The sequence below is a fragment of the Bradyrhizobium manausense genome (assembly GCF_018129685.1).
In the GTDB taxonomy this organism is placed as follows: Bacteria; Pseudomonadota; Alphaproteobacteria; order Rhizobiales; family Xanthobacteraceae; genus Bradyrhizobium; species Bradyrhizobium manausense_D.
The window spans coordinates 76,883-103,421 of sequence record NZ_JAFCLG010000005.1 but is presented as its reverse complement, the minus strand read 5'-3'; the positions used below and the strand labels follow the sequence as shown (position 1 = coordinate 103,421).

Here is a 26,539-nt window from a genome sequence, read left to right as displayed (position 1 = left end):
GCTGGATGCTAGCCCACCATCGCGATTTCGGTTGTGACGCCCTCGATACGCAAGATGCCGTGCTCGACGACATTGTTGCGGCCGCGATGTTTTGCAGCGTAGAGCGCCGCATCGGCGGCTTCGATCAGATCGCCCGGACGCAAGGTCTCGTTCGGCTTCGTCGCCGCAACGCCGATCGACACCGTGACCACCATATGAGCCGAGGTGATGTGCGGCAGGCAGAGCCTCAGCACAGCCGAACGCACCTGCTCGCCGATCTCGACGGCGCGGTTCACGTCGGTGTTCGGCAGCAGCAGGCAGAATTCCTCGCCGCCATAGCGCGCGGCAAAGCCCATCGTGTCGGCGGCGATGCCGGACAGCGATTCGCCGAGGCGTGTCAGGCAGGAATCGCCTTCGAGATGGCCGTAGGTGTCGTTGAACAGCTTGAAATGGTCGACGTCGATCATCAGCAGCGCGAGCTCGCTGCCATATTGCTGCGCGCGCATCCATTCGAAGTCGAGACGGCTCTGGAAGCCGCGGCGGTTGGCAAGCCCCGACAGCATGTCGATCGAGGCCATCACCGTCAGCCGGTCGTTGGTCGCGATCAGCTCGCGTTCGCGCTGGCTGAGCTGGGCGGCCATGGCGTTGAAGGCGCGCGCCAGCGGCACGAATTCGGAAGGAAGCCGGTTGCGCGCCGCGCGAGCCGACAGGTCGCCCTCGCCGAGACGCTTGGCCATGTCGGCGAGCATTTCGATCGGCTTGATCACCAGCTTCTCGGCGGCGATCAGCGCGCCGAGCAACACGAACAAGACGACGAAGGCGAGCTGCAGATAGGCGGTGCGGATGTCGCGGCTGACCGCCGCGGACACCTTGTCCTCGTCGATGCTGGCGATCAGGCGGGCATTGGTGCCGGCAATGCGCGTGTAACTGACGGCCCGGCGCGAGCCGTCGGCGGCAAGGAACGACAGCGAGCCTTCGTCCTGGTCCGAGCGCAGGGCCATGTCGGCGATGGCCGACATCAGCGGCATGTCATCGAGCGGACGTCCGACCGCGCCGCGCTGATCGGCGGGCGCGGCCAGCACGGTGCCGGCGCTATCGACCAGCACCGCCGTGATGCCCTCGCGGCCGCCCAGATTGTTCATCACCTTCGACATCCAGTCGAGGTTCACCGTCGCCAGCACGACGGCGTCAGCGACACCGCTGAACGCGGACACCGGATAGACCGCCATCACGGTCGGCGATTGCACCGGACGCGACAGGATGAAGTCGGACAGCACGAAGCGGCCGGTCTGCTGCGCCTGCTGGAAATAAGGCCGGTCCGAGAGATCGAGGCCGACATACATGTTGTTGGTCGCGCACTGGATGCGGCCGTCCTGGCCGGCGATCAGCAGCGTGCGGATCCAGGGCAGGCTGGTCGGCAGGCTGGCGCGCAGCACGTCGCAGCTCTTGCTGACGCCGCCGGCGGAGGCACGGATGAAGGCCTCGGATTTCAGGATGGTCTCGACCGACGAGATCACCTCGCGCTGTGCATCGGCGCCGTGTTTTGCCACGGTGGTGAATTCGGTCGTCGCTTGCGCGATCTGCTTGGCGCGGGTGTCCTCGAGCGAACGGATGCGCTCGAGCATGAGAGGCGCAACGAGAATGACAGCGAGCAACGCAAGCCGGGCCCTGATGCCGAGGACCTGCTTGAGTTTTGCTCGTTTGCGGTTGAAACTGACGTTTGCCATCTTCGCGACCCACCCCGAGGGGCAAGGTAAAGCGAAGGGTTCAAAAACTCTTTCTTGAACTGGGTAAAATTGGAACTACCTCCGTTACCCCTCACAAGCCGATCGACGTCATGACAGATGCCCATGCCGCGCCGGTAACCGGCGATTCACCAAATGCGCTTGCCGCGGTCGAGGCCGAAATCGCGCGCGCCTGCAAGGACGCGCGGCGCGAACGAAGTGCGGTGACGCTGATCGCGGTGTCCAAAACCTTCGCGGCGGATGCAATTGTCCCGGTTATCGGCGCCGGACAGCGCGTGTTCGGCGAGAATCGCGTGCAGGAGGCCAAAGGCAAGTGGCCTGAGTTAATCGCTGCTTACCCCGGGATCGCGCTGCATCTGATCGGACCGCTGCAATCCAACAAGGCGAAAGAGGCGGTGGCGCTGTTCGATGCCATTCATTCCGTCGACCGTCCCAGCATTTGCCAGGCGTTAGCCAAGGAAATCGAATCCCAGAACAAGCACCCGCAACTCTTCGTCCAGATCAACACCGGTGAGGAGCCGCAGAAGGCCGGTGTCGCGCCCGGCGAGGCAGATGCCTTCCTCGCGAGCTGCCGCGGCACCTATGGTCTGACGATCTCCGGCCTCATGTGCATCCCGCCGGTGGACGAGCCGCCGGCCGCGCATTTCGCGCTGACCGCCAAGATCGCCGCGCGCAACGGATTGCAGAATCTGTCGATGGGCATGAGCGCGGACTATGCGACCGCCATCATGCTGGGCGCCACCCATGTGCGGGTGGGGAGTGCGATCTTCGGGCACCGGTAGTTGTCGGCGAATTGGTTTTTCGTCATCCTGGCGAAAGCCAGGATCCATTGCCCCGATCGCCTGTTTTGCGAAGACTCCGCCAACGACGGTCGTGCCTCTTGCATAGATCACGCGGTATGGGTCCTGGCCTGCGCCAGGACGACAGCGGAGGACGCGGCGAGATTATTCAAACCTCACCGACACCTTCCCCAGCACGCCGAAATCCGCCGCGAAATGATCGCCGGCCTGGATCGGCAGCGGCGGATGGCAGGTGCCTGTCGTCACCACCTGCCCTGCCCGCAAGGTGATTCCGAGGCCGCGGAGCTCGTTGGCGAGCCAGGCGAGCGCCACGCGGGGGTCGCCGAGCACGTTCTTGCCGTGACCGACATAGCGCTCACCGCGCAGTGTGATCACGGGCCGTTCCTCGACGAGGTCCATTGCGCGCCAAACGGCTGATGTCGCCTTGCCCAGCACGAACAGATGCGCGCAGGCATTGTCGGCGATGAGCTGTGCTTCGCCGGCGCTGGCAAAGTCGGCGAAGCGCGAATCCGGAATTTCAATGGCGGGATGCAACGTATCGACGGCGGCCAGCACCTCGTCGACCGCATAGGGCATCGGCCGCGGCGGCAAATCGTGCCCCATGCGGAAGCAGAATTCCGGCTCGCCAACGCGCATCTCGTTGCCCTTCATCGGCGCAGTGCCCCCGTCGACGATGACGGTGTCGCTCATGATGCGGCCAGCCAGCGGTCCTGCGACATTGATGTGCTTCTGTCCGGCTTCGCTCGTTGCCGCGATCTTCCAGCCAAACAATTTTCCGAGCGGTTGACTTTCGAGCATGGCTTGCACCGCGTATCCGTCCGCCCGACTTTGCGGCCGCAGCCGCGTCTCCAACGCGTCGAGCTTGGTGCCGTCGCGCCAGTGTCGAACCAGAACCTGCGAAGCGGCGGCGATCTGATCCTTGTCGAGCATTGTTCTCACCCGATGATGATTCTCGTCTTGGGGCCCAGCCGCCGCAGCAATTGCAGCATCGCCGATTTCGTCATGGAGACGCAGCCCGCAGTCGGACCGAAATTGTCGCGCGCCAGATGTAAAAACACCGCGCTGCCGCGGCCGGCGATTCGGGGCCTGGTGTTGTGGTCGATCTCGATGATGAAGTCATAGAGCTGGTCGGCGCGCTTGAGCCGGTCGCCGCCCTCGCTTTGCCCGCGCCGGATCCACTGGTTGTAGTGACGATCGCCGGGGTCCTCGCACCAGGCGTCCGCGTCGGTGATGGCGCGCGCCGGCAGCAGCGTTCTGGGACGGCTGTGCCGGTCGCCCCGCCACCACAATTGCCTGGGCCGAAAGCTGCCCCGGGGCGTGCCGCCATCGCCCTCGCGCTTGTTGGCCAGAATGCCGCCGCGCCCCAGCGCCACCGGAATTGTCAGGCTGCCAGCCGTCAGCCAGCCCCGGCGTGGATTCCCGGCGGCAGGCTTAACGCGGATCGCGGAAAGCGGTCCTGAGCCCGCATTTCTGGTGTAACTGCCTGACATAGCTTTGTTTTTCATGTGAAATCGCGATGTCGAATTCATTACAGGACATTCATCAAAACGCCCTGCTATTCTGGGTTACAGTGCTTCCGGCTTGTGAATCGGTAACAGCCCACTACTTCAACACGAAGAACAATAAAAACAGCGACCCCTTAAACTTTCCATCGCGGCTGGGTGCGGCATGCATGCGCGCCCGGTCGGACTCCAAAAGGATGACCCCCTATGGCCAATGCCCGCAAGATCCTGATCGTGGATGACGATACCGATCTGCGCGACACGTTGGTGGAGCAATTATCGCTACACGAAGAATTCGAAGCCTCCGCCGTCGATACCGGCGCCAAGGGCGCAAGCGCTGCGAAGGCCAATGCCCCCGATCTCGTGCTGATGGATGTCGGCCTTCCCGACACCGACGGCCGCGAGGTGGTCCGCTCCCTGCGCAAGGGCGGCTTCAAGGCGCCGATCATCATGCTGACGGGGCATGACACCGATTCCGACACGATATTGGGCCTGGAATCCGGTGCCAACGACTATGTGGCAAAGCCCTTCCGTTTCGCTGTGCTGCTGGCCCGCATCCGTGCCCAGCTGCGTCAGCACGAGGCCAGCGAGGACGCGGTGTTCTCGGTCGGCCCCTACTCCTTCCGTCCCGGCTCCAAGATGCTGACCGCGGCCAATGCCCGCAAGGTTCGCCTCACCGAGAAGGAAACGGCGATCCTGCGCTTCCTCTACCGGGCCGGCCAGATGCCGGTGTCGCGCGAGACCCTGCTCCAGGAGGTCTGGGGCTATAATTCCGGCGTCACCACGCACACGCTGGAAACCCACATCTACCGTCTTCGCCAGAAGATCGAGAAGGATGCCGCCAACCCGGAAATCCTGGTGACGGAAGCCGGTGGCTACAAGCTGGTGCCGTGATACGTTCCGGAAGCGCGCGATTCGTCGTAAATTCGCGTGTTCCTCGAGCCTCGGACCGGAATGTCAATCGACGACGACGTAGCGCTGCTTGAGCGTGTCCCGACACTGCGCTTGTTGGGAGAGGCCTCGCTGCGCATGCTGGCGATCGGCTCCGAGCAACGTGATTTCGTCCGCGGCGACATCCTGTTCAATCTCGGTGACGATGCCGATGCCGGCTTCGTGGTCCAGCGCGGCGCCTTTCGCGTCGATGACGGGGCCGGTGCCGAGATGATCGCGGGGCCCGGCACACTGATCGGCGAGCTCGCGCTGGTCGTGCCGATGAAACGGCCCTCCAGTGCGATCGCGCTGGAGCATTCGTCCGTCATCCGTGTCGCCCGCAGCCTGTTTCAGCGCGTGCTCGAAAGCGACCCCGCCGCGGCGGTGCGGCTGCGCGATGAATTTGCCATCCGCTCCAGCCAGATCGCCAGCGACATCCTGATGGCGGGTTCGAAGCTCAGCACGTGAGGAGCCGTCGTCCTGGCGAAGGCCAGGACCCATTACCCCGAATGCTCGTGGCTTGGCGCGATCACCCACACGTCTCGTGCAACAACGAAGTCTGCTGGTAATGGGCCCTGGCTTTCGCCAGGGCGACGAAGCAGATCAAACTTCCAGCGTCACCGTGACAGGCACGTGATCCGACGGCCGTTCCCAGCTCCGCGCATCGCGCAGGATGCTGAAATCCTGCACCGCGTCCTTCAGCGCGCGCGAGACCCAGATGTGATCGAGCCGTCGGCCGCGGTCACCGACGGTCCAGTCGGCGGAGCGGTAGCTCCACCACGTGTAGACCTTTTCCGACATCGCGATGCGGTCGCGCGCAACGTCGACCCACTCGCCCGCTTCAAGCGCGGCCTTCAGCTTTTCGGTTTCGATTGGCGTGTGCGAGACCACTTTCAACAGCTGCCTGTGCGACCACACGTCGTTCTCGTGCGGCGCGACGTTGAGGTCGCCGACCAGGATGTGCCTGTCATCGCCGCGTGGATGCAGCGGCTCGCAGGCTTTCATCTCGTCGAGGAAGCGAAGCTTGTGGTCGAACTTTTCGTTCAGCGCGGGATCGGGAATGTCGCCGCCCGCAGGCACGTAGAAATTATGCAGCACCAGCGGCTTTGCGATGTTGGCCTTGTCGCCGAACGACACCGAGATATGCCGTGAATCCACTTTCTCGCAGAAGGTGCGGATGTCGGTGGACTCGAATGGAATCTTGGAGACGATGGCGACGCCGTGATAGCCCTTCTGCCCGTTCAGTGCGACGTGCTCGTAGCCGAGCCGCCTGAAGCGCTTCAGGGGAAACGCGTCGTCGATGCACTTGGTCTCCTGCAGACACAGCACGTCCGGCCGCGCGCTCCTGAGAAACTTCGCGACAAGGTCGATGCGCAAGCGCACCGAATTGATGTTCCAGGTTGTCAGGGAAAGACGCATGGGAATTGCGTCTTAGCAAGCTCTCGTAGGGTGGGCAAAGGCGCAAAGCGCCGAACCCAAGATCTTTTCTGGGTTTGTGTCGGGAGGTGGGCACGCGTCGCTTTGCCCACCCTACGGGAGCGGAGTGCCTATCCCGGCGACGGCACGCTGTAATTGGTGAAATCGATCTTGAACATGTTCGGATCGAGCTTCTTGCCCGCATCGAGATTGTAGACCGCGACCGTGGTGTCGTAGCCCTGCGGGTCGGTGACGGTCCATTGCTTCAGCTGGCCGTCCTTGGCGCCGATCATGAGCAAGAGACGGCTGGTGCCGACCAGCGCCTGCTTCTCCTCGATGGTCACGCTGATGAAGAGATCGTCCGCAGTGACGTTGACGACGTTGGTGTCCTTCATCAGGTCGATGCGGTCGGACAACAGGAAGCGCAGCGGCGTCTGTGACAGCGGATAGACGTCCTGCGTCGCGAGCTTGCGGTCGCGCACCACGACTGACGATCCGTCGGCGATGATGTCGATCGGGCTCGGCGGATCGTATTCGAAGCGGACCTTGCCCGGCTTCTGAATGTAGAAATCGCCCTGCGTCTTGCTGCCGTCGGGGCCGACCTGGACGAAATTCCCGACCAGTGTCGACAGCGACGACAGATAGGCGCTGACCTTCGCCGCCTGCGCCTTCTGCTTGTCGTCGAAGGTCTGGAAGATGCTGCTGGGCACGTTGCGGCGCGGATCGGGAATGACCGGATTCGGCGGTGCCTGCGTTGCGCCCGTGATGGCCGGTCCACCCGACGGCGGAGCGGCATCGCGCGCCTTCGGCGCAGGTTTCGGCACGGGCACGGTCTGCGCAAACGATGCCGCGGTCACCATCATGGCGGTGACGAGAAGCACGGCTGCCACGCGCGCGCTGCGCGCGGCGAGAGAGGCAGCGAATCCAATGTCGGGATGTCTGGTCAACGCGTCGTCCTAACGTGGCTGGCGCCGTTTTAGCGTGATTTCGGGCAAAAGCAGAGATCGATTTTGCGTGAAAATGTCATTCCGAGGCGGGTCAGTAGCTGCTTGCCTCACATATGGCTGTCTTCTTCTTCGACCAGAATCTCGCGCTTGCCGGCGTGATTGGCGGGTCCGACAATGCCTTCCAGTTCCATGCGCTCCATCAGCGACGCCGCGCGGTTGTAGCCGATCTGCAGCCGGCGCTGAATGTAGCTGGTCGAGGCCTTGCGGTCGCGCTTGACGATCGCGACGGCCTGCTGGAACAGGTCGCCGCCGCCATCCGCGCCCATGCCGCTGGCGTCGAACACCGCGCCGCCGTCCTCGTCCTCGGTGGGCTCTTCGGCCGTGACCGCTTCGAGATATTCCGGCTGGCCCTGCGTCTTGAGGTGGCGCACCACCTTCTCGACTTCCTCGTCGGACGCGAACGGTCCGTGCACGCGACTGATGCGGCCGCCGCCGGCCATGTACAGCATGTCGCCCTGACCGAGCAGCTGCTCGGCGCCCATCTCGCCAAGGATCGTGCGGCTGTCGATCTTCGAGGTGACCTGGAAGGCGATGCGGGTCGGGAAGTTCGCCTTGATCGTACCGGTGATGACGTCGACCGACGGACGCTGCGTCGCCAGGATCACATGCAGCCCCGCGGCGCGCGCCATCTGCGCGAGGCGCTGCACCGCGCCTTCGATGTCCTTGCCGGCGACCATCATCAGGTCGGCCATTTCGTCGACGATGATGACGATGTAGGGCAGCGGATCGAGCGAGAGCTTTTCTTCCTCGTAGATCGCCTTGCCGGTTTCCTTGTCGAAACCGGTATGCACCGTGCGCGTCGGCTCTTCGCCCTTGGCTTTCAATTCGAGCAGGCGCGTGTTGTAGCCGTCGATGTTGCGCACACCGAGCTTGGCCATGTTCTTGTAGCGCTCTTCCATCTCGCGCACGGCCCATTTCAGCGCGACCACCGCCTTCTTCGGGTCGGTCACGACGGGGGTGAGCAGATGGGGAATGCCGTCATAGACGGAGAGTTCGAGCATCTTCGGATCGACCATGATCAAGCGGCACTGGTCCGGGCGCAGCCTGTAGACCAGGCTGAGGATCATGGTGTTGATCGCGACCGACTTGCCGGAGCCGGTGGTGCCGGCGATCAGCATGTGCGGCGTGCGCGCGAGGTCGATGATGACGGGATCGCCGCCGATGGTCTTGCCGAGACAGAGCGGCAGTTTGGCGACGGTGTCGACGGTCTCCTTGGCGACCAGCAGCTCGCGCAGATAGACCTTCTCGCGATGCGCGTTCGGCAGCTCGATGCCGATGGCATTGCGGCCGGGGACCACGGCGACGCGCGCCGACAGCGCGCTCATCGAGCGGGCGATGTCGTCGGAAAGGCCGATCACGCGCGACGATTTGATGCCGGGCGCCGGCTCCAGCTCGTACAGCGTGACGACGGGACCCGGATGGGCCTTCACGATCTCGCCGCGCACGCCGAAATCCTGGAGCACGCCTTCGAGCGAACGCGAATTGGCTTCCAGCTCCGCCTTGCTGAGCGGCTGACGATCGCCGGCCTTCGGCGCGGCCAGCACGGACACCGACGGAAGCTCGAACTTGTCGGAGGATTTCTTCGAGGCGGCTTTCGGTGCGGCCTTCTTGCGCGGAGCACGAGCGGCCGGCTCCTCTTCCTCCTCCTCGTCTTCCTCTTCTTCCTCGTGCTCGTAATCCTCGTCCTCGGACTGAGGCGAGATCGGGGGCGCGGCGCGGCCGCCGAGATTGGGTTCCTGCCGGCTGAACGAAACGGCCTTGGCCTTCGGTCCGCTCGAGACCAGCGAGCGATAGGCCGTGCCGAGCAGCCAGATCAGCCGCGCCTTGGTGCTCATCAGTGCATGGAACAGCCAGCCCAGCGACACCGAGCCGCGATCGCTGTCTTCGTCGTCGTCGAGCGGCTTGTCGTCGTCTTCGAGCTCCGCGAGCTCGTCGTCATGCTCGCGGGCGCCGAGGCCGCAGGCGATCAGGAAGGTCGCGGCCAGCGCCACGAACAGGATGGCACCGAGCACCATGCGATAGATCGCGCCTGATGGCCCGAAGATCACCGCGGGCGCACGCACCAGCGCATCGCCGACGACGCCGCCGAGCCCGGTCGGCAGCGGCCAGGCGCCGCCATGCGGCCAGCAGCTGACAAAGCCCGCCGCGATCACCGTGCAGAGAATCCAGCAACCGAGCCGCAACGCCTCGCGGTCGAACGGGCGATGGGTCATCATGCGCCAGCCCCACACCGCGACGGTGAGGATCAGCATGATCGCGCCGAGCCCGAGGATCTGCATCGCAAGATCGGCGCCGATGGCGCCGGCATAGCCGAGGATATTGTGGATCGGGCCCGAGGTCGCGTGGCTGAGGCTTGGGTCCTGCACCGACCAGGTCATCAGGGCGGCGGACGCCACGCCCGAGAGCGTGACAAGGCCAAAGCCAGCCAGCTCGCGCACGCGTCGGCTCAGCGCTTCGCGAATTGAGGGCGGCAGATGACCAACCAGGGGAATGACACGTTCGATTGCCGACATGCTCATGGGCCCCGCCTAACCCAGAGTTTCGACCAACCGGTGCAGCGCTTGCGCCGTGGTCTCGCTATCCTGCACCAGCGCCAGCCTGATATAGCCGGCACCGGGGTTGAAGCCGTCGGGCTGAAGCCGCGCCAGATAGGAGCCGGGCACCACGCGCACGCCGGCGTCCTTGAAGAGTTTCAGACACACCGAGACGTCATCGCCGATCTCCGACGTATTGAGCCAGACGCAGAAGCCGGCATCGGGCCGACGATAGCCGTAACGATTGCCGATGATCTGGTCGGCGAGGTCGAACTTGATCCGGTAGAGCCTGCGGTTCTCCTCGACATGCGCTTCGTCGCCATAGGCAACGGTCGCGACATGCTGGAGCGGCACTGGAACCTGGGGCGCGGCGATGTTGCGCAGCTCCAGGAACATGCCGATGAATTTTTTGTCGCCGGCGGCGAAGCCGACGCGCAGGCCCGGCAGGTTGGAGCGCTTCGACAGCGACTGGAATGCAGCCACGCGGGCGAAATCGGCACCCGCGCATTCGAGCGCGCTGCCCGGCGCCTCGCGGGTGTAGATCTCCGAATAGCACTCGTCGCTGAGGATCATGAAATTGTAGCGATCGGCGAGTTGCTTCAGGCGCGTGAAATATTCGCGCGAGGCGACCGAGCCCTGCGGATTGGCGGGCGAGGCCAGATAGAACGCCACCGTGCGCGCCAGCGTCGCCTCGTCGATGGCGTCGAGATCGGGCAGGAAGCCGTTTTCGACAGTGGTCGGCAGATAGACCTGTTCACAGCTAGCTGCGCCGGCGCCGGCGCCATAGACCGGATAGAACGGGTTCGGCATCAGGATGGCGGGCTTGCCGGGCTTCGGTCCGACGTAGCGGGCGGCCGCGATCGCCGCGAGGAACAGCCCCTCGCGGCTGCCATTGAGCACGAGAATCTCGTTTCGGGGGTCGAGCGCTCGCGGCAGCTTGAAGCGCGAGGACAGCCAGGCGCTCGCAGCGTTGCGGAACGGCTCCATCCCCTGGTTCATCGGATAACGGCCGAAATCGGCGATGTGCTTGGCCAGCACCGGCCCGACGAAATCAGGCACCGGATGCTGCGGCTCCCCAACCGCAAGCGAAATCAAGGGCTTGCCGGGTTGATGCGGCGCCAGCAGCTCGTTCAGCCGGACAAAGGGCGAGCGTTCGTTGTTGGAGCTTGCACTGGCCTGCGGCGCACGGGTTGAAGCGGTCATGACCATTCTGGGCGCCAGTACTCTTCGAACGGCCGGTCGCGCGCTGCGCGCCGGCGGGAAAGCGGTTCATTTCACCATAGATAGGGCGAGGTTAAGACGCGATTAACCATCGGCAAGCCGGTCCGTCCAGAGCCGGAAAAAGAGGGCAGGATAACAACGGGATGCGGGGTGGTTCGCCCCTCTCCCGATTGCGGGAGCTCGCGCGGGCCAAAAGAAAGGGGCTCCAACTTGCGCTGGAGCCCCTCAACGGTCGGGGCATTGCCGGGTATGTGCCCGAACCGTAGTTCTGGGCGCGATCCCCGAGGAGATCGCGTCCCGGGAGAACACTTACATGTTGTAGGCGCGCTCGGTGTGCTCGGTGATGTCGAGGCCTTCACGCTCGGTCTCGACATTGGCGCGGAGGCCGACGATCACATCGACGACCTTGTAGAGGATCGCCGATCCGATGCCCGACCACACCAGCGTGGTGGCGACGGCCTCGATCTGCGAGATCATCTGCGCGGCGAAGTCGTAATCGGCAACCTTGGGCGGGATCGCGGTGTAGTCGATGATGCCCGCACCACCGAGAGCCGGATTGACCAGGATGCCGGTGCCGAGGGCGCCGACGATGCCGCCGATGCAGTGCACGCCGAACACGTCGAGCGAGTCGTCGTAGCCGAGCGCGTTCTTCACGACGGTGCAGAAGAACAGGCAGACCACGCCGACCACGAGACCGAGGACGATCGCACCCATCACGCCGGAGAAACCGGCGGCAGGCGTGACGGCCACGAGGCCCGCGACAGCGCCGGAGATGACGCCGAGCACCGACGGATGACCCTTCACGATCCACTCCGCGAACATCCACGACAGCGCAGCGGCCGCGGTGGCGACGAAGGAGTTGGTCATGGCGAGCGCAGCGCCGCCATTGGCTTCCAGGTTGGAGCCGGCGTTGAAGCCGAACCAGCCGACCCAGAGCAGCGAGGCGCCGATCATCGACATGGTCAGCGAGTGCGGCGCCATCAGCTCCTTGCCGTAGCCGACGCGCTTGCCGATCAGCAGAGCGCCGACGAGGCCTGCGATGCCGGCGTTGATGTGCACCACGGTGCCGCCGGCGAAGTCGATCGCGCCCTTCTTGAAGATCCAGCCGGCGTCGGCATTGATCTCGTCGAGCTTGGCCTGAGCCGCGGTCTTCGCAGCTCCGTCAGCCGCAGCAGCCAGAGCCTTGGCCGCGTCCTGGATCGCGTCCGGGCCGGGCCAGTACCAGACCATGTGCGCGATCGGGAAGTAGATCAGCGTGACCCAGAGCGGGATGAAGAGCGCGATGGCCGCGAACTTCATGCGCTCGGCGAAGGCGCCGACGATGAGGGCGGGGGTGATCGCCGCGAAGGTCATCTGGAAGCACATATAGATGAGCTCCGAGATGTTGGCGTCGACCGAGAAGGTCGCCGCCTTCGAGTCGGTGGTGACGCCCATCATGAAGGCCTTGGAAAAGCCGCCGATGAAGTCGGAACCGCCGGTGAAGGCAAGGCTGTAGCCGTACACGGCCCAGATCACGGTGACGACGCAGACGGTGTAGAACACCTGCATCAGGACCGAGAGCATGTTCTTGGAACGAACGAGGCCGCCGTAGAACAGCGCAAGACCCGGGATCGTCATCAACAGCACGAGGACCGTCGATGTCAGCATCCAGGCGTTATCCCCCTTGTTGACCGTTGGCTCGGCATAGGCTGCGGTTGCAGCGAACAGGCCGACTGCGAGAGCCGCCAACCCCGCGCCATAGGGACGCTTAAACGTCATTTCATTTACTCCTGATTGGATTTTGGTTGAGCGCGAAATCAAAGGGCCGCGGCGTCGGCCTCGCCGGTGCGGATGCGGACCGCATGATCGAGGTTGATGACGAAGATCTTGCCGTCGCCGATCTGTCCGGTTTTCGCAGCCGACGTGATGGCGTCGATCGTCTTGTCCACCTGCTCGGAGGCGACAGCGACTTCGATCTTGATCTTGGGCAGGAAGCTCACGGCATATTCGGCGCCGCGATAGATTTCCGTATGGCCTTTCTGACGGCCATATCCCTTGACTTCCGTCACCGTGAGACCGTGAACGCCAATGGCGGTCAGGGCGTCACGGACTTCTTCCAGCTTGAATGGCTTGATAATCGCCATAACAATTTTCATGGGTCCTATCCCCGCTTGGGCCCGGTCCGGACGTGGCCGGGCGTTTCTCGACTGGTTCGCCACGAGGGAGAAGTTTCACTACGCGGGCACAGCCACACCCCCTAGAATCAAATGCCGTGCCAGATCGGGCGGCTTGCCTAACGGACTATGAAAGCGGGGGTTTTCGCGTTCAGCTTGTATCGCGCTGCAGTGCGCTAATACGTCGCGCTCAAAACGTGATCAGGTCTGATTAAAATGCAGGCAGGACAGGCCGCCGACACAATGTTGCTCATGTGTCGGGCAGCCAAAAGGTATTCTGGTGTAGGGAAAGCATCCCAACGGCCTCACCGCACTGCGAAATAGTGGGCTCGGTGCCGGCCTGCTTACAGGATGGTCGCAACCGACCGCGGTCTCAGACCGGCTCCCGCTCCACGAACACCCGGTCGACCAGGCCCCATTCGACCCCCTGCTGCGCGGTCATGAAGTGGTCGCGATCCAGGGTCCGCTCGACCTCTTCTACAGTCCGCCCGCAATGCTGCGCATAGAGCCGGATAATGCGCCGCTTGGTTTCCTGCATCTCGTTGGCATGGATCAGGATGTCGGAGGCCTGCCCCTGAAACCCGCCGAGCGGCTGATGGACGTGAAGGCTGGCATTGGGCAAGGCGGCGCGGTGGCCGGGCTCACCGGCCATCAGCAGGAACGAGCCCATCGAGCGCGCGGTGCCCATGCACAGCGTGTGCACCGGCGCCTTGATGAATTGCATGGTGTCGTTCATCGCAAGGCCGGAGGTGACCACGCCGCCATAGGAGTTGATGTAGAGATTGATCGGCCGGTTCGGGTTCTCCGCTTCCAGGAACAGCAGCTGCGCGCAGACGAGGCCCGACATCGCGTCGTTGACCTCGCCGTTGAGGAAGATGATGCGCTCGCGCAGGAGGCGTGAGTAGATGTCAAAGGATCGCTCGCCGCGCGCGGATTGTTCGACGACCATCGGGACGAGCTGAAGCATGTCGCGCATCGGCGACCTCCATGTCTGCGGGTAATGAGGTTTTGTTGCTGTTAGGCCGCCGCGCGCATCACGCAGCAATTGCTGTTGGCTGGCTTTGGCAGCTTCGTGCAGGCGTGCTGGATGATACGAAAGCGCGTGCCGCCCGACACGTTCGGTTCGATCCTGAAGATGACCTGGCTTTCGCGGAACGGCGGTTCGGAATCGCGCAGGCGGTAGCGCACCTCTTCGCCGGGAATCGACGATTCCGGCTCGGCGCCCACGAGGTCGCAATCCGGCAGCCAGCGCTCGCGCAATTCGGGAATGGTCACCGCGCGCCAGACTTTTGCCGGCGGGGCATCGAATTCATATTCGAGCACCAGGGGTTCTTCGACCGCCGGGGCTTCGTCGGAGGGATCGGGCTTTGTGGCATCGCTCATTGATCCATCTCCTTCAGGAGGTCAGCGAGGGCGTCCATGCGCTTCGGCCAATAGGCGCGGTAGCGCGCAAGCCATGCCCCGATGGCGACGAGGCCGTCCGGGTCGACTTCGTAATTCACGAAGCGGCCCTGGCGCTGTTCCCGCACGAGGCCTGCCGCGCGCAGCACCGCAAGATGCTGCGACATCGCGGGCTGGCTGATCTCCAATCCGTTACGCAAGGCGCTCGCATTCAGGCTGCCGCCAGCGAGCTTCTCGAAGACCTTGCGGCGGGTCGGGTCGGCCAGCGCCTTGAAGATATCGGCTTCGATCATGCAAACACATAAGCACGTGCTTATGTGTTGCGCAAGCCCTTACTGCAGCGCCTCGCCATGCTGCGAGATGTCGAGCCCTTCGAGCTCGTGCTCGCGCGAGACGCGGAGCGGCACGAACAGCCCGACCAGCTTGAGCAGGATGAAGCTGACGCCTGCCGCCCAGACGAAGGTGACAGCGACGCCGTAAAGCTGGATCAGCAGCTGCTGCGGATGACCTTCGAGCAGACCGGCCGTGCCGCCGATGGCGCTGGTTGCGAACACGCCGGCGAGCAGCGTGCCGGTCAGTCCGCCGATGCCGTGGACGCCGAACACGTCGAGCGAATCGTCATAGTTGAAGCGGTGCTTCAGCCAGGTGCAGGCCCAGTAGCAGATGGCCCCGGCCACGACACCGATGACAATGCCGTGCCACGGCGCGACGAAGCCCGAGGCCGGCGTGATGGTGCCAAGTCCGGCCACCGCACCCGAGATCATGCCGAGCACGGAGGGCTTGCGCCGTGCATACCATTCGATCGCGCCCCAGGTCAGCGCGCCGGAGCACGCCGCCAGATGCGTCGCGATGATCGCCATCACCGCGCGCGAATTGGCCGCACCCGCCGAGCCGCCGTTGAAGCCGAACCAGCCGACCCAGAGCAGGCCGGTGCCCATCACCGCGAGCGACAGATCGAACGGCGAGAGATTTTCGGTGCCGTAGCCGTGACGACGTCCCATCACCTTGGCGGCAACGAGACCGCCGGTGCCGGCCGACAGATGCACGACGAGACCACCGGCGAAATCCATCACACCCATGCTGTTGAGGAAGCCGCCGCCCCACACCCAATGCGCCAGCGGAATGTAGACGAAGATGAACCAGGCGACGGAGAACAACAGATACGCAGAGAACCGCATCCGATCGGCAACGGAGCCCGCGACCAGGGCCACCGTGATGATCGCGAACGTCATCTGGTAGAGCATGAACAGCGCCTCCGGGATCGTCTTCGCCGCCGAGTTGACGCTGTCCATGGTCATGCCGGCGAGGAACCAGCGGTCGAGCGAACCGATCCACGGGCCATCGCCGACGAAGCACAGCGAATAGCCGAACGCGACCCAGAGAATGGAGATCATCGTCACCGCGGCAAGGCTCTGCGCCATGGTCGCTAGCACGTTCTTCTTGCGCACCATGCCGGAATAGAACAGCGCCAGTCCGGGGATCGTCATCATCAGCACCAGCGCGGTGGCGACGATCATCCAGGCGGTGTCGGCGGTGTTGATCTCGTTCGCCGCGGCGCGCGCCGGCGAGGCCATGACCAAAGCACACCAGATCGGCGCAGCCATAGCGGCTACGCGGCGCAACAATCCCGCCATGTCATTTCCCCCCGGCATAGTGATGGCGTCGCACGTGACGGCGTCGTTGCCGGTGCGATCGAAGACGTAGAGTTCAGAGCGCGTCGCTGTCGGTCTCGCCGGTGCGGATGCGCACGGCGTTGTCGATCGGCGTGACGAAGATCTTGCCGTCGCCGATCTGCCCGGTGCGCGCGGTCGCGGTGATGACGCTCACCGCCTTCTCGGCGACGTCGGAGGCGACCGCGATCTCGATCCGCAGCTTCGGCAGGAAGTTCACGACATATTCCGCGCCGCGATAGATTTCGGTGTGACCCTTCTGGCGGCCGTAGCCCTTCACCTCGGTCACGGTCATGCCATGGACGCCGATCTCCGTCAGGGCCTGACGGACCTCATCGAGCTTGAAGGGTTTGATGATCGCGACGACGAGTTTCATGGATTAGGCCCTATTTCCCCGGGATGCACCGCCGTATGTCCCCGGCGCTGCGTCAATCTGGCATCTTTCCGGGCAAATGGCACAAAAAACTTGCAGATTGAAGCGGAAAAACGTTTGGCCAGGGAAGGTCAAAAGGGCGGTCAAAGGGCGGCCGTGTGAACGGCCGCCTCTGTACAGGGCATCAGTTCATCGCCCACAATGCATTTTTGGCCTGGATGCGGTGAACCCGCGCCGAGCGAGCGGTACATAAGTATTTTGGGGGACGCGTCATGGCGAGCTGGTTTTATGCATCCGAGGGCAAGCAGCAGGGGCCCTATCCGGAGGGGCAATTCCGCGACCTGATCGCGCAGGGCGTCGTGCGGCCGGATACGCTGGTGTGGTCCGAGGGCATGGCCGGCTGGCAGAAAGCCGCCGAAATTCCCGGTCTGATCTCGGGCGGCGGCGCGCCGCCGATCATTCCGGCCGCGGGCCCGCCGATGATGGGCGGCGGCGCCTATACCGGTGCGGGCAGCGCTGCCGGCGGATCGCTGTCGGTTGATTTCAGCATTCTCGAGTTCACCTGGCGCACGCTGGTGATGCTGATCGGCTCGTGCTTCATCATCCCGATCCCGTGGCTGTTCGTCTGGTACACGAAATGGCTCGTGTCCTGCGTCAACGTTCCAGGCCGGCCGAACCTGACCTTCACCGGGAGCGCGATGACTGTCGTGCCTTGGTTCTTCGGCTTCATCGTTCTGGCTGCTGTGTTCGGCTACTCCGGATACCAGGTGCTGAACCTCGTGCTCTTTCTCGTCGAGCTCGTGCTCTACTGGATGCTGATCAAGTGGATCGTCGCGAACGTCGCCTCCAACGGGCAGCCGCTCGGCCTCAGCTTCACCGGCTCGATCGTCGGATATATCGGCTGGAACCTGCTGTTCACGATCTCCATGATCACCATCATCGGATGGGCCTGGGTCGCGGCCGCCCAGCTGCGCTGGATGTACAGCAACGTTCAGGGCACACGGCGTGAGATCATCTTCAGGGGCAGCGGCCTCGGGATTCTCTGGCGCGGAATCGTGGCTGCGATCCTGTGCAGCCTGATCATCCCGATCCCATGGGTCTATCGCTGGATCATGAACTGGTTCGCCTCGCAGACCGAGCTCGTGCCGCGTGGTTCGATGTAAGCACGAGCCAAAGGCCCTGAGCGCGTTCGTCGCGCTCGGGGCGATCAGCTCCTCCGCTCGCGCACGGAGCCTTCCTGCGCGACGGATGCCACCAGAGTCCCGTCGGGCTTGAAGATCGAACCACGCGTCAGGCCCCGGCCTCCCTGGGCGCTCGGCGAATCCTGCGCGTAGAGCAGCCATTCGTCGGCACGGAACGGGCGGTGAAACCACATCGCGTGGTCGAGGCTCGCCGGCATCATGCGCTTGTCGAACAGCGTGCGGCCATAGCGCGCCATGATCGCATCCAGCAGCGAGAAATCCGACGCATACGCCAATGCGCACATGTGCAGCGCCGGATCGTCGGGCAGCGTCGCCGCGGTCTTGATCCAGACGTGGATGCGGCCGTCCTCGATCTTCTGGCCGAAATAGCGGCCGAGCTCGACCGGGCGCAGCTCGATCGGCCGATCGGATTCGTAGTAGCGGCGGATGAACTCGGGCATTTCGCGGAACATCGGCTGCTTCGCCACCTCCTCCGCCGTGAGCTTTTCCGGCGGCGGCACGTCAGGCATCTTGTCCTGGTGGTCGAACGCGCTCTCTTCCTCGGCGTGGAACGACACCATGATCGAGAAGATCGCGTTGCCGTGCTGGATCGCGGTGACGCGGCGCGTCGAATAGCTCTTGCCGTCGCGCAGGCGCTCGACCTGGTAGATGATCGGGATCTGGGGATCGCCCGGCAGGATGAAATAGCAATGCAGCGAATGCGGCAGCCGGCCCTCGACGGTGCGGCAGGCCGCTACCATCGCCTGTCCGATCACCTGCCCGCCGAACACGCGCTGCCAGCTCGTCTTCGGGCTGTTGCCGCGGAACAAGTTCACCTCGAGCTGTTCGAGGTCGAGGATCGAAATCAGGTCGATCAGGCTTTTGGACATGGTGGTGCTTTCAAATGCCTCGTCATTCCGGGGCGCACGGAGTGCGAACCCGGAATCTCGAGCCGATAACCTCTGGATTCCGGGTTCGCGCTTGCGCGCGCCCCGGAATGACGGAATGAGACCGTTCCGCCCTTGTTTCACCGCACTGTTTCGCCCACCTCAAGTCTGCTAGCAAGACCAAGAATTTTTGCGGGAAAGTCCGGATATGGCGGTACAGGGTCAAATTGTCATTGGCGGCGGCGCGTTCGCGGGCCTCGCGCTCGCACTTGCCTTGCGCCAGGGCCTCGGCCCCGAGATTCCCGTCATCGTCGCAGACCCCGCGTTCGGCACACGGCCGAGCCGCGATCCCCGTGCGACCGCGATCGTCGCGGCCTGCCGCCGCCTGTTCGAGGCGCTCGGCGCCTGGGACGACGTGAAGGCCGAGGCCCAGCCGATCCTCGACATGGTCGTCACCGACTCCAAGCTCGAGGACGCCACGCGCCCGACATTTCTGAATTTCGCCGGCGATGTCGCGCCGGGCGAGCCCTTCGCGCACATGGTCGAGAACCGCAAGCTGATCGATGCGCTGGTGATGCGCGCCGAAGCCGAAGGCATCGATCTGCGCGCCACCACCGTGTCGTCTTACGACGCGCGCGCCGAGGGGATCGACGTGACGCTCGGCGATGGCAGCGTCATCGCGGCAAGCCTGCTGGTTGCCGCCGACGGTGCCAAGTCGAAATTGCGCGAGCGCGCCGGCATCGCCACCCATGGCTGGGACTACGATCAATCCGGCATCGTCGTCACCGTCGGCCACGAGCGCGATCATCAGGGGCGCGCCGAGGAGCACTTCCTGCCTGCGGGTCCGTTTGCGATTCTGCCGCTGTCAGGCAAGCGATCCTCGCTGGTATGGACCGAGCGCCGTAGCGAGGCTGCGCGCATCATCGCGCTCAGCGACGAAGAGTTTCATGCCGAGCTCGAGCAGCGTTTTGGTTTGCATCTCGGCGAGGTCAAGGCGCTCGACAAGCCGCGCGCGTTCCCGCTGTCCTATTTCGTCGCGCGTTCGTTCATCGCCGAGCGCCTCGCGCTGGTCGGTGATTCCGCTCACGTCATCCACCCCATCGCCGGCCAAGGCCTCAATTTGGGCCTGAAGGATGTCGCCGCTCTGGCCGAGGTCGTGGTCGATGCCGCGCGGCTCGGCATGGATCTCGGCGGCACTGAGGTGCTCGAGCGCTACCAGCGCTGGCGCCGCTTCGACACCATGGCGATGGGCGTCGCCACCAACTCGCTGAACTTCCTGTTCTCGAACGAGTCGACGCTCTTGCGCACGTTGCGCGACATCGGCCTCGGCATCGTCGACCGCACCCCGCCGCTGAAGAATCTCTTCATCCGCCAGGCCGCGGGCCTGACCGGCGAGATCCCGAAGTTGCTGAAGGGCGAGGCGCTGTAGGGCGCGAATCGTGAGTAGCGAATAGCGAGTGGATCCATTCGCTACTCGCCACTCTCTATTCGCCAAGTCTCAATCGATCTTCCGCGCCTCTTCCGGCAGCATGATCGGGATGCCGTCGCGGATCGGATAAGCGAGCTTGGCGCTGCGCGAGATCAGCTCCTGCCGCGTGGAATCGAATTCCAGCGCGCCCTTGGTCAGCGGGCACACCAGGATCTCCAGCAGTTTTGGATCGACGCTGTTTTCGGGGCGTTCGGTCGGCGCGTTCATGAATGTCTCCGGCGATTGGCTGCCCTCTAGCACAGAAATTCGCGCCCGCCCATCGTGAGCTAAAGCATGATCCGGAAAAGTGTGAAGCGGTTTTCCGGAAAGATCATGCGCAAACAACAATCTAAAGCGCGATGATGATTCATCCAAATCTCATCGCGCTTTAGTCGGACACCATCCGCAGGATCTCATCGAGCAAGCCCTGCAGCCGCGCGGCCGGCACCGGCGTGCTGGAGAGTGCGTAGCCCAGAAACGTCCAGTACAGGATCTGCGCGCGGGCCTGCGCGGTTGCGGCGGCGAGTCCACGTCGTTCCAGCAGCGTCTCGATATAATCGAGCCTGCGGCGGTCGATGGCGCGGACGGCGGCTTGTGCCGCCGGATCGAACGCCGCCCAGTTCCGTACCGCGCGTTCCAGCTCGAGCCGGGCGCCGAAGGTCCTGCGCAGCAGCGACGTCAGCGGCTCGTCGCTGTCGGCTTCGACGCCGGCAATGATCTCTTCAGCCGCGATCTCGCGCCAGCGTTTCAGCACGGCCGCGTGGAACGCGCCGAGATCGGCGAAATGCCAGTAGAAACTGCCCCGCGAGACGCCCATTGCCTTTGCGAGCGGATCGGCTTTCAGCGCCGTGAAACCGCCCTTGATGAGGGCCCTGATGCCCTGGCTGATCCAGTCGTCGGCGGAGAGCTGCTCGGTCATGTCAGGTTCCGATGTCGCACCATACACTAGTGTATCGACAGGCGGCGCGCCAGCGCCTATCCCACCATACAGAGATGTATGGATAGGGATTGAGGAGCCTTGCCGATGCGTGATCTCCTGCTCCAGTGCGCAGGCCTCCTTGCCATTGTCGTGGCGCTCATCCACGGCATTCTCGGCGAGACCAAGGTCTTTGCCCGCGCCACCATCGAGCCGCCGCGGCTACGCACCCTGATCCGCCTGGTCTGGCAGGCCTCGACGGTGGCCTGGATCGGCTGCGGGGTACTTCTGTTCGTGACACCCTGGATGGATTCGGCGCTGGCGCGCCGCTGGATCGTCATCACCATGGTCTGCGTGTTCGGCTTCTCTGCCTGCGCCAACGCCTGGGCGACGCGAGGCCGGCATTTCGGCTGGATGGCGCTCAGCGTGGTGGTCGTGATGGCGGCGGCCGGTTACTGAACCTGACCGGACAAAACGCGCTGCCGAACCCGTGAGGCTTAAGGCCGCAGCGCGCGGCAAAACACCCATTGCGCGCGGAGCGCGCTGATCTTTTGGCGACGGCTGGAATATCTCTAAGACGTCGCGGCTCCGAACGGCAATTGACTTCACCCTCCCCTTCGCGTCCTTCGGGCGCGCTTCGCGCAAGATCTTGCGCACACAGGAGGAGATATCAGTGAGAGTCATTCGTGTTCTTGCCATCGCGCTGACGGTCGGGATCGGCATGGGATCGACGGCGATGGCCGACGGCTTCAAGGACTGCACCAAGCTCGACAAGGCGTCGTGGAAGCCGGCCACGGAGGCCGAAGCCAAGGCCAAGGCGCTGGGTTACGAAGTGCGGCGCTCCAAGATCGAAGGCTCGTGCTATGAGGTCTACGGCGTCAAGGAAGGCAAGCTCTACGAGCTGTTCTACAGCCCCGAAGATCTCAGCCTGAAGCACACGATCGCCAAGTAGACTTCGTTCTATGACCTGGGTCCGAGGCTCGTCGCGACTTGGCTGAAGAAGCGGTGCCAGACAGGCGCGGGGTGTCCGACGGACGCCCCGCCGAGAGGAGCGTCGCGGTCTGGGACCTTCCGCTGCGACTCTGGCACTGGGCCCTCGCGGCCTGCGTCGCGGCCGCGTGGTTCACGCCGACCGTCTACGACAGTCTGCATCGTCTCGTCGGCTATGCGGTGATCGGACTTCTGGCCTTCCGCCTGGTCTGGGGCTTCCGCGGCAGCCGCTATTCGCGCTTTCGCACGATCGGCGCCAGGCTTCGGGCCGCGCCGGGCTATCTCTGGAATCTGCGCCGCGGCATCACCGGTCGCTATCTCGGGCTCAATCCCGCCGGAACCTTGATGCTGGTGGCGCTGCTGCTGTCGCTCACGGTCTCGGCGGTGACGGGCGCGCTGTCGGTGACCGTCACCTTCTTCGGCGTCTGGTGGATCGAGGATACGCACGCCGTCGCGTCCGACGCCGTCATGGTCCTCGTCGTGCTGCATATCGTCGGCGTGGTGCTGATGGGAACGCTTCAGCGCGAGAACCTGACCCGCGCCATGATCACCGGCCGCAAACGCATCCGCCGTCATTGAGTTGGGATGATCGTGCCGCGGGCTCGTCTCTTCCGCTTGCGCGCGGCACAGGCTGGCGCAGGGGCGGAGTTGTCGCTTTGATTTATTCTAATTCTAATGTGGAGAGATTCTAGTTTCGACACCAGGTGTTTCCGACCGTTTCTGCTTCCCAAGAGCGGCGCTGCCTGTTTTCCCTGCGACTGGATGACGCAATGTTTGGGGGCACGCATGTCGCGGCACGTTTCCATTGGTTCGCTTGGATGTCTGTTCGAACGCCGTCGATGCTCCCGCCGATCGGTTTTGCTCGCGGCAACAGCGATCTCGATCCTGAATTCCGGTAGCGCTTTTGCAGCCGACGGTGACGCGAACGCGATGTTGCTGAAGAAGCTGGAGAAGATGGAGCAGCGCATCCAGCAGCTCGAATCCGAGCTCAAGCAGAAGCAGGATCGACCAGTAGCCGATGCGAACGCCAAGCGGACGGCAAGAACGGCATCGCTGACGAGCGCGAATGCGGCCGCTTCTTCCACTGATGCGAAGGACGCGACCGCAAAGCCCGAGGATCAAAAAACGGAAGCCCAATCGTCCAGCCCATCGGCCAAGCCGAAATCGAAAGACTTCATGGCATTGCCGCCGCTCCCCACAGCGTCGGACAAACCGATCCTTGGCGTTGCGGATTCTCCAGTCCCTGGTCTCAGCCTCGGGGCATATGGCGAGATCAAGTTCGGCAGCGTGCAAAATCCTGCCGCCGGCGGCCAGTGGCAGAAGGGATTTGACGCAGCCAGATTCGTTCTCCTGCCCACCTATGCGATCACCCCGAACATCATCTTCAACGCGGAAATCGAGTTCGAGCACGCGGGCGCGGGTTTCGACAACGACGACAAGTTGCACGGCACGGCCGAGATCGAGCAGGTCTGGATCGATTTCAAGATCATGGATCAGTTCAACTGGCGCTCGCCGGGCGTGGATCTCGTCCCGATCGGCTACATCAACCAGCATCACGAGCCGACGCAATTCTACAGCGTCGGCCGGCCCGAGCTTTACAACGGTCTGATTCCGTCGACCTGGAAGGTCCCCTCAAGCAGCGTCTATGGAACCATCAGCGAAGACGTCAAATATCAGGTGATGGTCAGCACCAGCAACGAGGATTTCGGCGACTCGTTCGACAACCGCACCGCCGCGAAGACCGTTCCTCTTCCCGGGACCCCATATGCCGCGGGCATCGATGGCGTCAACGCGCTCGGGTTTTCGAGACCCCCGCTCGGCGACTTCCAACAGCTCAACAATGCGGTTGCGGTGTCCGGCCGGCTCGACGTCACGCCGACGTTCTTGCCGGGCTTTGCAGCCAGCGTCAGCGCCTATTTTTCGCCGAACACGACCCCGCGCGGTGCGCATGACGATCTCGGCAACTTCCTCGGCAAGTCGAGCCTCGCATTGTTCGACGCCGAGTTCCGTTACCGCGTGCCAGACACAGGTCTCGAGCTTCGCGGCGAATATGTCCGCGCGGACTTCGGGCATCCGGAGAATCTGCGCGCCAACAACGACTCCGATCCGACCAACAATGTCGGCAAGTCGATGTATGGCTATTCCGGCGAGATTGCCTACCATGTTCCGCTCGGCACTGTTCTCAACAGCGAGTGGGAGGCTGTGCCGTTTTACCGCTACACCTATCAGAACCTTCAGACGGCTGGCTTCGCGGGCACCGATGCCAATCTGCCAACCGGTCAGGGTCAGAGGCAGTATCACACGGCCGGCTTTGCGGTGTATCCATCCCCGAAACTCGTGCTCAAGGCGACCTATCAGCGCGTGATCGACAAGAGCGCGACCGGCGCCCTCTCGGATTCGTTCCTCGGCGGCGTCGGGTTCTTCTTCTGATGCGTACCGGGTTGCTTTGGGGCGATTTTGCACGATTGATGACAGGACCAGGCGCGAGGTGACCATGACTTGGGTTCGATACACCCTTCCGGCTGCGGCCATTGCGGCCGTCGCCTCTCCGGCCTACGCCGTTCGGTATCTGTCGATCGAGGAGGCCCAGAAAGAGGCGTTTCCGTCGGCGACGCATTTTTCCGAGGTCCAGGCAGGCCGGGTCTGGAAGGCGGAAGCCGGCGGCAAGGTCGTCGGCTTCTTCGTGTTCGACCGGGTGGTCGGCAAACATCTTTTCATCGACTATGCCGTCTCCCTGACCCCGGCCGGGGCCGTGCACAAGGTCGACATCCTGGAGTATCGGGAATCCTATGGCGGCGAAGTCAGGGGCGCGAGCTGGCTGGCGCAGTTTGTGGGCAAGACCAGCGGGAGTGCGTTGAAGATCAACGGCGACATCAAGAATATCTCCGGCGCGACCCTGTCGTCGACTCATGTCACCGAAGGCGTGAAAAGAATATTGGCGGCTTATGGCAATCGCCTCCGATAGCATGCGTCGCGCGAGGCCGCTTCTCGGCACGTTCGTCGAGATCGAGGTTTCCGGCGCTTCCGGATACGATACCGACTGCGCCGTCGCAGCAGCATTCGATGCCGTCGCCGAGGTCCATCGGCTGATGAGTTTTCATGAGACCGACAGCGATGTCAGCCGGCTCAACCGGGAAGCCGGCGTTCGTCCCGTGAGGGTTCATGACTGGACGTTCCAGGTTCTCGAAACGGCAGTCGGATTGTATCGACAGTCCGGCGGCTGTTTCGACGTCACGATTGCCCCCGCATTGCAGGCCATGGGGTTGCTGCCTCCACGGAAACATAAGCAGCCGGCGGCATCGATCGCGCGGATTTCCGACGCGATCTCGTTGCTTCCGGACCGGAAGGTCTGCTTTCAATCGACCGATGTGACCATCGACCTCGGCGGAATTGCCAAGGGATTCGCTGTCGACCGAGCGGTGGACACGCTGCGCGATTTCGGCATGGCGAGTGGAATGGTCAACGCGGGCGGCGATCTCAGGGCATTCGGGAAAGAGGCGCGCACGGTGCACGTCCGTGATCCACGCGATCCCAGCCGACCGATCTGTCGCATCGATGTCACAAACGAAGCGCTGGCCTCCACAGCGCGTCGCATGGGCCCGAGCAGCGGCCCCGTATCGGCTGGCTCGGCGGTGATTGATCCGGCAACTCGGAGGCCGGCAGGCCCGATCAGCGGTGTCACGGTTCGCGCGCCAACCTGCATGATTGCCGATGCCCTGACGAAGATCGTCATGATCGCCGGGAGCGATGCTGCTCAACTGCTGACGGACTACGAGGCGAGCGCCCTGATGATCTCGGCCGACCACGACATTCACATCACCTCCGACTGGCATCACGCGGTGCATCTTGCGGCTTAAATCATCGTTTCGCTATTCGCTCTACGCAGCATTTTCGGTCCTGTCTCTGACAGGCGCCGGCTGGCTCGTGGCTGATTGGCAGAAGGACGTCGCCGGCGATGAGATCTGGCAAATGACTGCCGCCAACATGCTGATGGTCCATGGCGGGGTCGCGATGCTGTCGCTGCTGTTGGTCGGAGCGCTCATTCCCGTGCACGTGCTGCGATCATGGCGCAGTGGCGGAAATCGCGTGTCGGGATCGGTCATGGCGGCGTTCAACGCCGTGCTGGTCGTCACGGCCTTCGGACTCTATTACCTCGGTTCGGAAATAGTCAGGCCCTGGATGAGCTGGATCCATCTCGGTGCCGGCTTTGCCCTGGCCGCGATGTTTCCGTTTCACATCTGGCTGGGACGGCGGCACCGCGGTCGCGAACAGCTGAGGTCGAGATCTGAAACCAAGAGCTGAGGTCACCAGCTGAAGCCAAGAGGTGAAGCCAAGAGGTGAGGCCAGGAGCTGAAGCTGGCAGCAG

29 protein-coding genes are annotated in these 26,539 nt (G+C 63.7%); 12 read left to right on the top strand and 17 right to left on the bottom strand.

Annotated features, from left to right (window positions below; genetic code table 11):
* Positions 1-8: 8 nt before the first annotated feature.
* Entirely contained in the window at positions 9-1,706 is a 1,698-nt protein-coding gene (locus JQ621_RS15135; RefSeq protein WP_212235513.1) for a diguanylate cyclase domain-containing protein, read from the bottom strand.
* 110 nt (positions 1,707-1,816) lie between these two features.
* On the opposite strand from JQ621_RS15135, the gene JQ621_RS15130 reads away from it, so the two are divergent.
* Positions 1,817-2,506, top strand: a complete 690-nt coding sequence (locus JQ621_RS15130) for a YggS family pyridoxal phosphate-dependent enzyme (RefSeq protein ID WP_212235742.1) — start codon at positions 1,817-1,819, stop codon at positions 2,504-2,506.
* Positions 2,507-2,668: 162 nt separating this feature from the next.
* Here the strand turns inward: JQ621_RS15130 and JQ621_RS15125 are convergent, their stop codons facing one another.
* Both JQ621_RS15125 and JQ621_RS15120 read right to left on the bottom strand, forming a co-directional pair.
* On the bottom strand, positions 2,669-3,454 hold the full coding sequence (locus JQ621_RS15125) for a 2-keto-4-pentenoate hydratase (protein ID WP_212235512.1): 786 nt from the start codon (positions 3,452-3,454) through the stop codon (positions 2,669-2,671).
* A gap of 5 nt (positions 3,455-3,459) precedes the next feature.
* On the bottom strand, positions 3,460-4,029 hold the full coding sequence (locus JQ621_RS15120) for a L,D-transpeptidase family protein (RefSeq protein ID WP_212235511.1): 570 nt from the start codon (positions 4,027-4,029) through the stop codon (positions 3,460-3,462).
* 204 nt (positions 4,030-4,233) lie between these two features.
* On the opposite strand from JQ621_RS15120, the gene JQ621_RS15115 reads away from it, so the two are divergent.
* The gene (locus JQ621_RS15115) at positions 4,234-4,920 is read left to right on the top strand and encodes a response regulator transcription factor (RefSeq protein WP_007598630.1); all 687 of its coding nucleotides are present in this window, start codon (positions 4,234-4,236) and stop codon (positions 4,918-4,920) included.
* 60 nt (positions 4,921-4,980) lie between these two features.
* Entirely contained in the window at positions 4,981-5,424 is a 444-nt protein-coding gene (locus tag JQ621_RS15110) for a cyclic nucleotide-binding domain-containing protein (RefSeq protein WP_212235510.1), read from the top strand.
* A gap of 135 nt (positions 5,425-5,559) precedes the next feature.
* Here the strand turns inward: JQ621_RS15110 and xth are convergent, their stop codons facing one another.
* From xth to JQ621_RS15055, 11 genes are all read right to left on the bottom strand, one after another.
* A complete protein-coding gene (gene xth / locus JQ621_RS15105) occupies positions 5,560-6,375 on the bottom strand; it encodes an exodeoxyribonuclease III (RefSeq protein ID WP_212235509.1) in 816 nt (271 codons plus the stop codon).
* Positions 6,376-6,503: 128 nt separating this feature from the next.
* Positions 6,504-7,262, bottom strand: a complete 759-nt coding sequence (locus JQ621_RS15100) for an outer membrane lipoprotein carrier protein LolA (RefSeq protein ID WP_212235741.1) — start codon at positions 7,260-7,262, stop codon at positions 6,504-6,506.
* 164 nt (positions 7,263-7,426) lie between these two features.
* On the bottom strand, positions 7,427-9,898 hold the full coding sequence (locus tag JQ621_RS15095; protein WP_212235508.1) for a DNA translocase FtsK: 2,472 nt from the start codon (positions 9,896-9,898) through the stop codon (positions 7,427-7,429).
* A gap of 9 nt (positions 9,899-9,907) precedes the next feature.
* Positions 9,908-11,122: an aminotransferase class I/II-fold pyridoxal phosphate-dependent enzyme gene (locus tag JQ621_RS15090; protein WP_212235507.1), complete on the bottom strand. Its 1,215-nt coding sequence runs from the start codon at positions 11,120-11,122 to the stop codon at positions 9,908-9,910.
* Positions 11,123-11,443: 321 nt separating this feature from the next.
* Positions 11,444-12,892, bottom strand: a complete 1,449-nt coding sequence (locus JQ621_RS15085) for an ammonium transporter (RefSeq protein WP_212235506.1) — start codon at positions 12,890-12,892, stop codon at positions 11,444-11,446.
* A gap of 38 nt (positions 12,893-12,930) precedes the next feature.
* A complete protein-coding gene (locus tag JQ621_RS15080; RefSeq protein WP_027535364.1) occupies positions 12,931-13,269 on the bottom strand; it encodes a P-II family nitrogen regulator in 339 nt (112 codons plus the stop codon).
* Positions 13,270-13,660: 391 nt separating this feature from the next.
* Positions 13,661-14,263, bottom strand: coding sequence for an ATP-dependent Clp protease proteolytic subunit (locus JQ621_RS15075; protein WP_212235505.1), 603 nt, complete (start codon positions 14,261-14,263; stop codon positions 13,661-13,663).
* Positions 14,264-14,304: 41 nt separating this feature from the next.
* Positions 14,305-14,670: an SRPBCC family protein gene (locus JQ621_RS15070; protein ID WP_212235504.1), complete on the bottom strand. Its 366-nt coding sequence runs from the start codon at positions 14,668-14,670 to the stop codon at positions 14,305-14,307.
* Positions 14,667-14,981 carry an ArsR/SmtB family transcription factor gene (locus JQ621_RS15065; RefSeq protein WP_212235503.1) on the bottom strand — a complete coding sequence of 105 codons (315 nt, stop codon included), beginning with the start codon at positions 14,979-14,981 and terminating at the stop codon, positions 14,667-14,669. Before JQ621_RS15065 ends, JQ621_RS15070 begins: the two co-directional genes overlap by 4 nt.
* A gap of 39 nt (positions 14,982-15,020) precedes the next feature.
* Positions 15,021-16,322, bottom strand: a complete 1,302-nt coding sequence (locus JQ621_RS15060; protein WP_212235502.1) for an ammonium transporter — start codon at positions 16,320-16,322, stop codon at positions 15,021-15,023.
* 73 nt (positions 16,323-16,395) lie between these two features.
* Positions 16,396-16,734, bottom strand: a complete 339-nt coding sequence (locus JQ621_RS15055) for a P-II family nitrogen regulator (protein WP_212235501.1) — start codon at positions 16,732-16,734, stop codon at positions 16,396-16,398.
* Between the two features lie 269 nt (positions 16,735-17,003).
* Between JQ621_RS15055 and JQ621_RS15050 the strand changes: the two genes are divergently transcribed.
* On the top strand, positions 17,004-17,894 hold the full coding sequence (locus JQ621_RS15050) for a DUF4339 domain-containing protein (RefSeq protein WP_212235500.1): 891 nt from the start codon (positions 17,004-17,006) through the stop codon (positions 17,892-17,894).
* 44 nt (positions 17,895-17,938) lie between these two features.
* Here JQ621_RS15050 and tesB read toward each other — a convergent pair whose 3' ends face one another.
* Positions 17,939-18,802: an acyl-CoA thioesterase II gene (gene tesB / locus JQ621_RS15045; RefSeq protein WP_212235499.1), complete on the bottom strand. Its 864-nt coding sequence runs from the start codon at positions 18,800-18,802 to the stop codon at positions 17,939-17,941.
* A gap of 205 nt (positions 18,803-19,007) precedes the next feature.
* Here tesB and JQ621_RS15040 point away from each other — a divergent pair, with 205 nt between their 5' ends.
* Positions 19,008-20,228 carry a ubiquinone biosynthesis hydroxylase gene (locus tag JQ621_RS15040; protein WP_212235498.1) on the top strand — a complete coding sequence of 407 codons (1,221 nt, stop codon included), beginning with the start codon at positions 19,008-19,010 and terminating at the stop codon, positions 20,226-20,228.
* Between the two features lie 69 nt (positions 20,229-20,297).
* Here JQ621_RS15040 and JQ621_RS15035 read toward each other — a convergent pair whose 3' ends face one another.
* Both JQ621_RS15035 and JQ621_RS15030 read right to left on the bottom strand, forming a co-directional pair.
* Complete coding sequence (locus JQ621_RS15035) at positions 20,298-20,495, bottom strand: Trm112 family protein (protein WP_212235497.1); 198 nt, start codon at positions 20,493-20,495, stop codon at positions 20,298-20,300.
* A 160-nt stretch (positions 20,496-20,655) separates the two neighbouring features.
* Complete coding sequence (locus JQ621_RS15030; protein WP_212235496.1) at positions 20,656-21,186, bottom strand: TetR/AcrR family transcriptional regulator; 531 nt, start codon at positions 21,184-21,186, stop codon at positions 20,656-20,658.
* A 105-nt stretch (positions 21,187-21,291) separates the two neighbouring features.
* Between JQ621_RS15030 and JQ621_RS15025 the strand changes: the two genes are divergently transcribed.
* From JQ621_RS15025 to JQ621_RS14995, 7 genes are all read left to right on the top strand, one after another.
* Complete coding sequence (locus JQ621_RS15025) at positions 21,292-21,642, top strand: hypothetical protein (RefSeq protein ID WP_212235495.1); 351 nt, start codon at positions 21,292-21,294, stop codon at positions 21,640-21,642.
* Between the two features lie 214 nt (positions 21,643-21,856).
* Entirely contained in the window at positions 21,857-22,135 is a 279-nt protein-coding gene (locus tag JQ621_RS15020) for a PepSY domain-containing protein (RefSeq protein WP_212235494.1), read from the top strand.
* Positions 22,136-22,173: 38 nt separating this feature from the next.
* The gene (locus JQ621_RS15015; protein WP_212235493.1) at positions 22,174-22,752 is read left to right on the top strand and encodes a cytochrome b/b6 domain-containing protein; all 579 of its coding nucleotides are present in this window, start codon (positions 22,174-22,176) and stop codon (positions 22,750-22,752) included.
* Positions 22,753-23,103: 351 nt separating this feature from the next.
* Positions 23,104-24,603 (top strand): hypothetical protein, encoded by a 1,500-nt coding sequence (locus JQ621_RS15010; RefSeq protein WP_249125307.1) that lies wholly within the window; start codon positions 23,104-23,106, stop codon positions 24,601-24,603.
* A gap of 64 nt (positions 24,604-24,667) precedes the next feature.
* Entirely contained in the window at positions 24,668-25,138 is a 471-nt protein-coding gene (locus tag JQ621_RS15005) for an FMN-binding protein (RefSeq protein WP_212235492.1), read from the top strand.
* A gap of 1 nt (position 25,139) precedes the next feature.
* Positions 25,140-26,030, top strand: a complete 891-nt coding sequence (locus tag JQ621_RS15000) for an FAD:protein FMN transferase (RefSeq protein ID WP_249125306.1) — start codon at positions 25,140-25,142, stop codon at positions 26,028-26,030.
* Positions 26,020-26,475, top strand: coding sequence for a hypothetical protein (locus JQ621_RS14995; protein WP_212235490.1), 456 nt, complete (start codon positions 26,020-26,022; stop codon positions 26,473-26,475). Before JQ621_RS15000 ends, JQ621_RS14995 begins: the two co-directional genes overlap by 11 nt.
* The last annotated feature ends 64 nt before the right edge of the window (positions 26,476-26,539 follow it).

What these genes read in the sequence shown, in the direction of transcription:
- JQ621_RS15135 (WP_212235513.1), bottom strand. Translation starts at nt 1,706, where the DNA reads ATGGCAAACGTCAGTTTCAACCGCAAACGAGCAAAACTCAAGCAGGTC.
- JQ621_RS15130 (WP_212235742.1), top strand. Translation starts at nt 1,817, where the DNA reads ATGACAGATGCCCATGCCGCGCCGGTAACCGGCGATTCACCAAATGCG.
- JQ621_RS15125 (WP_212235512.1), bottom strand. Translation starts at nt 3,454, where the DNA reads ATGCTCGACAAGGATCAGATCGCCGCCGCTTCGCAGGTTCTGGTTCGA.
- JQ621_RS15120 (WP_212235511.1), bottom strand. Translation starts at nt 4,029, where the DNA reads ATGAAAAACAAAGCTATGTCAGGCAGTTACACCAGAAATGCGGGCTCA.
- JQ621_RS15115 (WP_007598630.1), top strand. Translation starts at nt 4,234, where the DNA reads ATGGCCAATGCCCGCAAGATCCTGATCGTGGATGACGATACCGATCTG.
- JQ621_RS15110 (WP_212235510.1), top strand. Translation starts at nt 4,981, where the DNA reads ATGTCAATCGACGACGACGTAGCGCTGCTTGAGCGTGTCCCGACACTG.
- xth (WP_212235509.1), bottom strand. Translation starts at nt 6,375, where the DNA reads ATGCGTCTTTCCCTGACAACCTGGAACATCAATTCGGTGCGCTTGCGC.
- JQ621_RS15095 (WP_212235508.1), bottom strand. Translation starts at nt 9,898, where the DNA reads ATGAGCATGTCGGCAATCGAACGTGTCATTCCCCTGGTTGGTCATCTG.
- JQ621_RS15090 (WP_212235507.1), bottom strand. Translation starts at nt 11,122, where the DNA reads ATGGTCATGACCGCTTCAACCCGTGCGCCGCAGGCCAGTGCAAGCTCC.
- JQ621_RS15085 (WP_212235506.1), bottom strand. Translation starts at nt 12,892, where the DNA reads ATGACGTTTAAGCGTCCCTATGGCGCGGGGTTGGCGGCTCTCGCAGTC.
- JQ621_RS15080 (WP_027535364.1), bottom strand. Translation starts at nt 13,269, where the DNA reads ATGAAAATTGTTATGGCGATTATCAAGCCATTCAAGCTGGAAGAAGTC.
- JQ621_RS15075 (WP_212235505.1), bottom strand. Translation starts at nt 14,263, where the DNA reads ATGCGCGACATGCTTCAGCTCGTCCCGATGGTCGTCGAACAATCCGCG.
- JQ621_RS15070 (WP_212235504.1), bottom strand. Translation starts at nt 14,670, where the DNA reads ATGAGCGATGCCACAAAGCCCGATCCCTCCGACGAAGCCCCGGCGGTC.
- JQ621_RS15065 (WP_212235503.1), bottom strand. Translation starts at nt 14,981, where the DNA reads ATGATCGAAGCCGATATCTTCAAGGCGCTGGCCGACCCGACCCGCCGC.
- JQ621_RS15060 (WP_212235502.1), bottom strand. Translation starts at nt 16,322, where the DNA reads ATGGCGGGATTGTTGCGCCGCGTAGCCGCTATGGCTGCGCCGATCTGG.
- JQ621_RS15055 (WP_212235501.1), bottom strand. Translation starts at nt 16,734, where the DNA reads ATGAAACTCGTCGTCGCGATCATCAAACCCTTCAAGCTCGATGAGGTC.
- JQ621_RS15050 (WP_212235500.1), top strand. Translation starts at nt 17,004, where the DNA reads ATGGCGAGCTGGTTTTATGCATCCGAGGGCAAGCAGCAGGGGCCCTAT.
- tesB (WP_212235499.1), bottom strand. Translation starts at nt 18,802, where the DNA reads ATGTCCAAAAGCCTGATCGACCTGATTTCGATCCTCGACCTCGAACAG.
- JQ621_RS15040 (WP_212235498.1), top strand. Translation starts at nt 19,008, where the DNA reads ATGGCGGTACAGGGTCAAATTGTCATTGGCGGCGGCGCGTTCGCGGGC.
- JQ621_RS15035 (WP_212235497.1), bottom strand. Translation starts at nt 20,495, where the DNA reads ATGAACGCGCCGACCGAACGCCCCGAAAACAGCGTCGATCCAAAACTG.
- JQ621_RS15030 (WP_212235496.1), bottom strand. Translation starts at nt 21,186, where the DNA reads ATGACCGAGCAGCTCTCCGCCGACGACTGGATCAGCCAGGGCATCAGG.
- JQ621_RS15025 (WP_212235495.1), top strand. Translation starts at nt 21,292, where the DNA reads ATGCGTGATCTCCTGCTCCAGTGCGCAGGCCTCCTTGCCATTGTCGTG.
- JQ621_RS15010 (WP_249125307.1), top strand. Translation starts at nt 23,104, where the DNA reads ATGTTGCTGAAGAAGCTGGAGAAGATGGAGCAGCGCATCCAGCAGCTC.
- JQ621_RS15005 (WP_212235492.1), top strand. Translation starts at nt 24,668, where the DNA reads ATGACTTGGGTTCGATACACCCTTCCGGCTGCGGCCATTGCGGCCGTC.
- JQ621_RS15000 (WP_249125306.1), top strand. Translation starts at nt 25,140, where the DNA reads ATGCGTCGCGCGAGGCCGCTTCTCGGCACGTTCGTCGAGATCGAGGTT.